We start from the raw sequence: 6,579 nt of genomic DNA, 5'->3' as shown, positions 1-6,579 counted from the left end.
CGCCAAACTCAGGACCGGATTAGAATCAATGTCATGCGCTTGTACAACCAATTTTTGTGCCGGACAGCCGTGGGACACGCCCGGCCATGACGGCCTCCTGGAAATATGTGACTCCCTTTGCCTCGAGGGGGAGGTGAAAACTCCTCTTTCGGCGCCACTTCGCGTTCACCCGTCGGGTTGCCGCCGCGACGTCCATAATGGTTTATGCGAATTAGACAGAGATCATATCGACGAAGGTGGAGGAGCCGCCGCTTTGCATCAGACTTTCACTCGGAGCGGATCGCTTTACGCGTCGGCAAGCGCTGTCGATGTCTCGATGGACGGAGAGCATATAGAACTCCAAGCAGCAAGAATTGGAGGCCACGCTCGCGCGGAGCGCGCGCGCATGCTCCTACTGCACGGCAACCCTGCAAATCTCGACGACTGGAGCGCTCTCGCGCCTCTTCTCGATAAAGAGCATGAGATCGTGGCGATCGACCTGCCCGGATTCGGGAAAAGCAAACCCATTCTGCGACGAGCGGGAGAATCTCGGCTGGACGTGAGCGCACGATGCATCGTCGCTCTCGCGGATAGGCTCGGTTGGCATGATCCATTTTTTATAGTCGGTCACAGTCATGGGGCGGCTGTCGCACAGGTCGTCGCCGCTCGCTATCCCGCTCGGATCGAAGGCGTCGCTTTGATAGCAACACTCGGCTCACCGGCTCACTCGGCCTATCGACTGCTGGCTTTCCCCGGCGTCGCGAGCGGCTTGGCGATCATCGCCGCGCTTCTTCGACACCGGTGGCTTATTTCGCTGTTTCGTCGGCTGCTCGCCCGGATCATGCGGCCGATTTACCAGCCCGCTCCGCTTTCGGGCGAACTCGTAGATCAGCGGCTTCGGGACGTCGTGGAGCATCCGCATATCCTCGTTTCGATGGCCGACGCCGCATGCGGAGGGCCGAGCGAGCAGCTCCTGCATGGCGCGGAAAAAATCCGTGCGCCTGCGCTCTTCCTGCACGGCGAGGATGACGCTCTGACGCCAGTCGCTTACGCGCATACGCTTTTTGCGGCCATACAAGGCGCTGGCGGCGGGGCGTCGTTCGAGGTGATTTCAGGAGCCGGACATATGTTGCACACGACCCACGCGGCGGACGTGAATCGCCGCATTTCGGAGTGGATTCGACGGGTGCGCCAGGACCGCGCGACGGGAACGATTTGACGCCGTCCGTACAAGGTCGGAGCGCTTTCCCATCGAACGGAATGTTCGATCGATCAGAATTCGCTCCAGCCGTCGACTCGATCCGGAAGTGGGAAGCGAGCCGGTGCTCCGGATGCAGAATTCACCCATTGCCGGGCGACCGTCTCGCTTTCTTTTGCTCCAAGGTTGCGCTACATCGCGCGCGAGCGACGGCGTCGGAAACGGCGTGCGGCGCCTCGTCGCATGTACCGCGGGGATACGCCGCGGGCCTCTTACGCCACGCCACGCTGACCACCATGGACCTGCCCTTCGACGATCTCGACATCCGCCGCCGGCGCATCCGTTTCCGCGCCTGGCGCCGCGGCATGCGCGAGATGGATTTGATCATGGGCGGCTTCGTCGATGCGCGCGTGCGCGAGCTCGGCGACGGCGAGCTCGACCAGCTCGAGGCGCTGCTCGACGCCGATGACGACGCCGTCTATCTCTGGCTTTCGCGCGCGGTTCCGGTTCCGCCCGGCTATGACACGCCGTTGTTCCACAAGATTGCGGCTTTCCACGCGAACGGGCCGTTCGAGCGAGGGCGCGAGTGACCGATCTGAACAAAGCGATCGCCCGCATCGAGGCCGGCGACGCGCTCGCCTTCGCCAATGTTCCCGACGGCTTCGACGCTTTCGTCTGCGCCGATCTGGCGCGGGCGCTGGCGCGCGGCGCGGAGGGGAAGGCCGCCGTCTTCGTCCATGTAGCGCGCGACGCGCTGCGCTCGGCCGCCTTTCGCGAGGCGCTGCGCTTCGCCGCGCCCGAGGTCGAGACGCTCGACGTGCCGGGCTGGGACTGCCAGCCCTATGATCGCGTTTCGCCCAACGCCGCGGTTTCCGCGCGGCGCATGACCGCGCTCGCGCGTCTCGCCCGCTCCAAATCCTCGGCCGAGCGGCCGCGCGTCGTCACCGTCACGGTCGACTGCCTGTTGCAGCGCGTGCCGCCGCTGGAGGCCGTCGCCGCCGACACTTTCTCCGCCGCGCCCGGCAATGTCGTGCAGATGGACGAGCTGGCGCGCTGGCTCGAGGCCAATGGCTTTCTGCGCTCCTCCGCCGTGCGCGAGACCGGCGAATACGCCCAGCGCGGCGGCATTCTCGACCTCTATGCGCCGGGAATGCCGACGCCGGTGCGGCTCGACTTCTTCGGCGACACGCTGGAATCGATCCGCAGCTTCGACCCCGAGAGCCAGCGCACCGTCGGCCAGCTGCGCGCGCTCGATCTCGTGCCGATGAGCGAATTGCGGCTGACGAGCGAGTCCATGCGTCGCTTCCGCCAGGCCTACACGACGCGCTTCGGCGGACAGACGCGCGGCGATCAGCTATATGAGGCGATCAGCGAGGGCCGCCGCTATCAGGGCGCCGAGCATTGGCTGCCCTTGTTCTATCCGCGCATGGGCACGTTGTTCGATTATGTCGGCGCCGTTCCCTTGATGCTCGACCAGCTCGTCGACGAGGCGGCCGGCGAGCGCGCGGCGCAGATCGCCGATTATTACGACGCGCGCAAATTCGCTTATGACGCCGCGCCGTCGGAGTCGAGCTACAAGCCGCTGGAGCCCGAGGCGCTCTATCTCTCGCTCGACGAGTGGCGCGGGCAGATCGCGGCGCGGGGCCAGGCGCGCTTCTCGCCCTTCGCCGCGCCGGAGGGCTCCGGAACGGCGGCGATCGACTGCGGCGCGCGGGCGGGGCGCGATTTCGCGCCCGAGCGCAATGACGAAGCGGCCAATGTGTTCGAGGCCGCCGTCGCTCACGTGAAGGCGCTGCGCGGCGCCGGCAAGACGGTGGTCGTCGCCGGCTGGTCGGACGGCTCCTGCGAGCGTCTCGGCCATGTGCTCGCCGAGCACGGGCTGCGCGACGTCGCGACCGTCGCCTCGTTGCCGGCGGCGCTGGCGCTGGGCAAGAGCGCGGTGGCGCTCGCCGTGCTCGGCGTCGAGCACGGCTTCGAGACCGGCGGCCTCGCCGTCATCGGCGAGCAGGACATTCTCGGCGACCGCATGGTGCGCCGCCGCCGCAAGACCAAGCACACGGAAAATCTGCTCGGCGAGATCGCGGCGCTGTCGGCCGGCGATCTCGTCGTGCATGTCGATCACGGCATCGGCCGTTTCATCGGCCTCGAGACGATCACCGCCGCCGGCGCGCCGCACGACTGCCTCGAGATCCACTATGCCGGCGGCGACAAGCTCTATCTGCCGGTCGAGAACATAGAGCTCCTATCGCGCTACGGCTCCGAGGACACGGAGGCGCAGCTCGACAAATTGGGCGGCGTCGGCTGGCAGACGCGCAAGGCGCGGATGAAGAACCGCATTCGCGAGATGGCCAAGGGCCTCATCGCGATCGCGGCCCAGCGCATGCTGCGTCAGGCGGTGAAGCTGGTTCCGCCCGAAGGGCTGTACGACGAATTCTGCGCGCGTTTCCCCTATGACGAGACCGAGGATCAGGCCGGAGCGATCGACGCCGTGCTCGACGATCTCAGCTCCGGCCGTCCCATGGATCGGCTCGTCTGCGGCGATGTCGGCTTCGGCAAGACCGAGGTGGCGCTGCGCGCCGCCTTCTGCGCGGCGATCAACGGACGGCAGGTCGCCGTCGTCGTGCCGACCACGCTGCTCGCGCGCCAGCACTACAAGACCTTCTCGACGCGCTTCGCCGGCCTGCCGATCCGCATCGCGCAATTGTCGCGCATGACGCATGCCTCCGACGCGCGGCTCGCCAAGAGCGGCCTCGCCGACGGAACGATGGACATCGTCGTCGGCACCCATGCCGTGCTCGGCAAGGCGATCTCGTTCAAGGATCTCGGCCTCGTCATCATCGACGAGGAGCAGCATTTCGGCGTCGGCCACAAGGAGCGCCTGAAGGAGCTGCGCGCCGAGGTGCATGTGCTGACGCTGTCGGCGACGCCGATCCCGCGCACCTTGCAGCTCGCCATGACCGGCGTGCGCGAGCTCTCGCTCATCGCCACGGCGCCGGTCGACCGCCTCGCCGTGCGCAGCTTCGTATCGCCCTTCGATCCGTTGATCGTGCGCGAGGCGCTGCTGCGCGAGCGCTATCGCGGCGGCCAGGCCTTCTTCGTCTGTCCGCGCATAGAAGACCTCGAGGACGCCGCCGCCTTCCTGCGCGAAAATGTGCCGGAGGCGAAATTCGTCATGGCGCATGGCCAGATGGCGGCCGGCGATCTCGAGGAGCGCATGACCGCCTTCTACGAAGGCAAATATGACATTCTGCTCTCGACGACGATCGTCGAATCCGGCCTCGACATTCCGACCGCCAACACTTTGATCGTCTGGCGCGCCGATATGTTCGGCCTCGCGCAGCTCTATCAGCTGCGTGGCCGCGTCGGCCGCTCCAAGACGCGCGCCTATGCGCTGTTCACCACGCCCGCCAATAAGACCATCACGCCGCAGGCGCAAAAGCGGCTCGAGGTGCTGCAGAGCCTCGACACGCTGGGCGCCGGCTTCCAGCTCGCGAGCCACGACCTCGACATTCGCGGCGCCGGCAATCTGCTCGGCGACGAGCAGTCGGGCCATATCAAGGAGGTCGGCTATGAACTCTATCAGCAGATGCTGGGCGATGCGATCACGCTGCTGAAGGCGGGCATCGACGAGCCGCAGGAGGAGGCGTGGTCGCCGACCATCGCCATCGGCGCGCCGGTGACGATCCCGGAGGATTACGTCCCCGACCTCACCTTGCGCTTGCAGCTCTATCGCCGCCTCTCCACGCTGGAGACGGATCAGGACATCGAATCCTTCGCTGCAGAATTGATCGACCGCTTCGGCGCCTTCCCGCCGGAGGTGGAGCTGCTCTTGAAGATCGTCGCCATCAAGGCGCTGTGCCGCAGAGCCCATGTGGAGAAGGTGGAGGCGGGGCCGAAGGGCGTCATCATCGCCTTCCGCGACGGCAATTTCGCCGATCCCGCCGGCCTCGCCCGCTATGTGATGGAGCAGGGCAGCCAAGCGAAGGTGCGGCCCGATATGAGAATCGTCTTCATCCGCGACTTCGCCGATATGAAGGGGCGGCTCGACGGCGCGCGCCGCATCCTGCGCAATCTGGTGTCGATCGCGGAGAAAAAGAAGGCGGCGTGACCTCTCGAAAATGCGAGCCTGAAGGCTCGCATTCTGCGCCGACCCTTGCGGAGGACGTCACTTGCATTCGCCGAACGACTCGAAAAGCCTCGTCGCACGCTGGCGCGCGACCCCGCTCTACATCCGCATCATCGTCGCTGTCGCTCTCGGCGTCGCGACGGGCCTTGCGCTCGGCGCGCAGGCGCACGTGCTCGAGACGCCCGCCAAGCTGGTGCTGCGCCTGCTCGGCGCTGTGGCGCCGCCGCTGATCCTGCTCGCCATCGTGCAGGCCCTCATGCGCGCGCATTTGGGCGGACGGCAGGCGCTGCGCCTCGTCACCCTGCTGCTCACCAATACGCTGGTCGCCATTCTCATCGGCCTCGCCGTCGTCAATGTGCTGCGGCCCGGCCGCTGGACGACCGCCGCGCCCGGCGCCGCGCCGGCAAAAGCCGCCGCCGCCTTCGATCCGCTCTCGCAATTGCTCGACAGCGTGCCGAGGAGCCTCGTCGGGCCGTTCTCGGACAATGGCGCGGTGATGGGCGTCATCTTCATCGCCGTCGCCTTCGGCATCGCGCTGCGTGGCTTCAAGACGCATGAGGTGCGCACGGTCGAGGACCTCGTGCATGTGGCGCTTTCGAGCCTCATCGTCATTCTGCATTGGATCATCGACGTCGTGCCGATCGCCGTCTTCGGGCTCGTCGCCAGCATCGTCGGCGTCAAGGGTTTCGGCGACTTCATCGCGCTCGGCGGCTTCTTCATCGCCGTGCTGACGGCGCTGGCGCTGCAATTTCTCTATTACGCGCTGCGTATCCGTCTCGGCTCATGGGCGCGGCCGCTCGATGTCGTCGCCGGCGTCCGCGACGCGCTGCTGATGGCCTTTTCCACCGGCAGCTCCACCGCGACCATGCCGCTCACCTATGAGCTCCTGCGCGATAAGGTCGGGCTGCGCGAGCAATCGGCGAGCATGGGCGCGCTGGTCGGCTCCAATTTCAACAATGACGGCACGGCGCTCTATGAGGCGATGTCGGCCCTGTTCGTCGCGCAATTGCTGGGGCTGGATTTGACGCTCGGCCAGCAATTCATGGTGGTGCTGACCTCGGTGCTCGCCTCGGTGGGCGCGGCCGGCATTCCGGAAGCCGGCCTTGTGACCATGACCATGGTGTTCCGCGCCGTGGCTTTGCCGACCGATTACATCGCGCTGCTGCTGACGATCGACTGGCTGCTCGACCGCTGCCGCACGGCGATCAATGTGATGGGCGATGTGACGGTGAGCTGTTTGTTGGATGGGAAGGTGCGGGAGGGGTGAGAGCGGGCG

General features: G+C 66.3%; 4 protein-coding genes. All 4 read left to right on the top strand.

Translation table 11 applies throughout. From position 1 onward, the window contains the following. The first annotated feature begins 385 nt into the window (after positions 1–385). The 4 genes from K3F48_RS07965 to K3F48_RS07950 all read left to right on the top strand — a co-directional run bounded on the left by K3F48_RS07965 (position 386) and on the right by K3F48_RS07950 (position 6,570). Positions 386–1,198: an alpha/beta fold hydrolase gene (locus tag K3F48_RS07965; RefSeq protein WP_222574885.1), complete on the top strand. Its 813-nt coding sequence runs from the start codon at positions 386–388 to the stop codon at positions 1,196–1,198. Positions 1,199–1,473: 275 nt separating this feature from the next. After that, positions 1,474–1,767: a succinate dehydrogenase assembly factor 2 gene (locus K3F48_RS07960; RefSeq protein ID WP_222574884.1), complete on the top strand. Its 294-nt coding sequence runs from the start codon at positions 1,474–1,476 to the stop codon at positions 1,765–1,767. Then, complete coding sequence (gene mfd / locus K3F48_RS07955; protein ID WP_222574883.1) at positions 1,764–5,285, top strand: transcription-repair coupling factor; 3,522 nt, start codon at positions 1,764–1,766, stop codon at positions 5,283–5,285. Before K3F48_RS07960 ends, mfd begins: the two co-directional genes overlap by 4 nt. Before the next feature lie 61 nt (positions 5,286–5,346). After that, entirely contained in the window at positions 5,347–6,570 is a 1,224-nt protein-coding gene (locus K3F48_RS07950; RefSeq protein ID WP_222574882.1) for a dicarboxylate/amino acid:cation symporter, read from the top strand. The last annotated feature ends 9 nt before the right edge of the window (positions 6,571–6,579 follow it).

This window comes from Methylosinus sp. Sm6, assembly GCF_019802345.1.
In the GTDB taxonomy this organism is placed as follows: Bacteria; Pseudomonadota; Alphaproteobacteria; order Rhizobiales; family Beijerinckiaceae; genus Methylosinus.
The sequence above is the reverse complement of the archived record's forward strand: the minus strand, read 5'-3'. Positions and strand labels throughout refer to the sequence as shown.

Coding starts and splice junctions, on each gene's coding strand:
- K3F48_RS07965 (WP_222574885.1), top strand. CDS start 386: ATGCTCCTACTGCACGGCAACCCTGCAAATCTCGACGACTGGAGCGCT.
- K3F48_RS07960 (WP_222574884.1), top strand. CDS start 1,474: ATGGACCTGCCCTTCGACGATCTCGACATCCGCCGCCGGCGCATCCGT.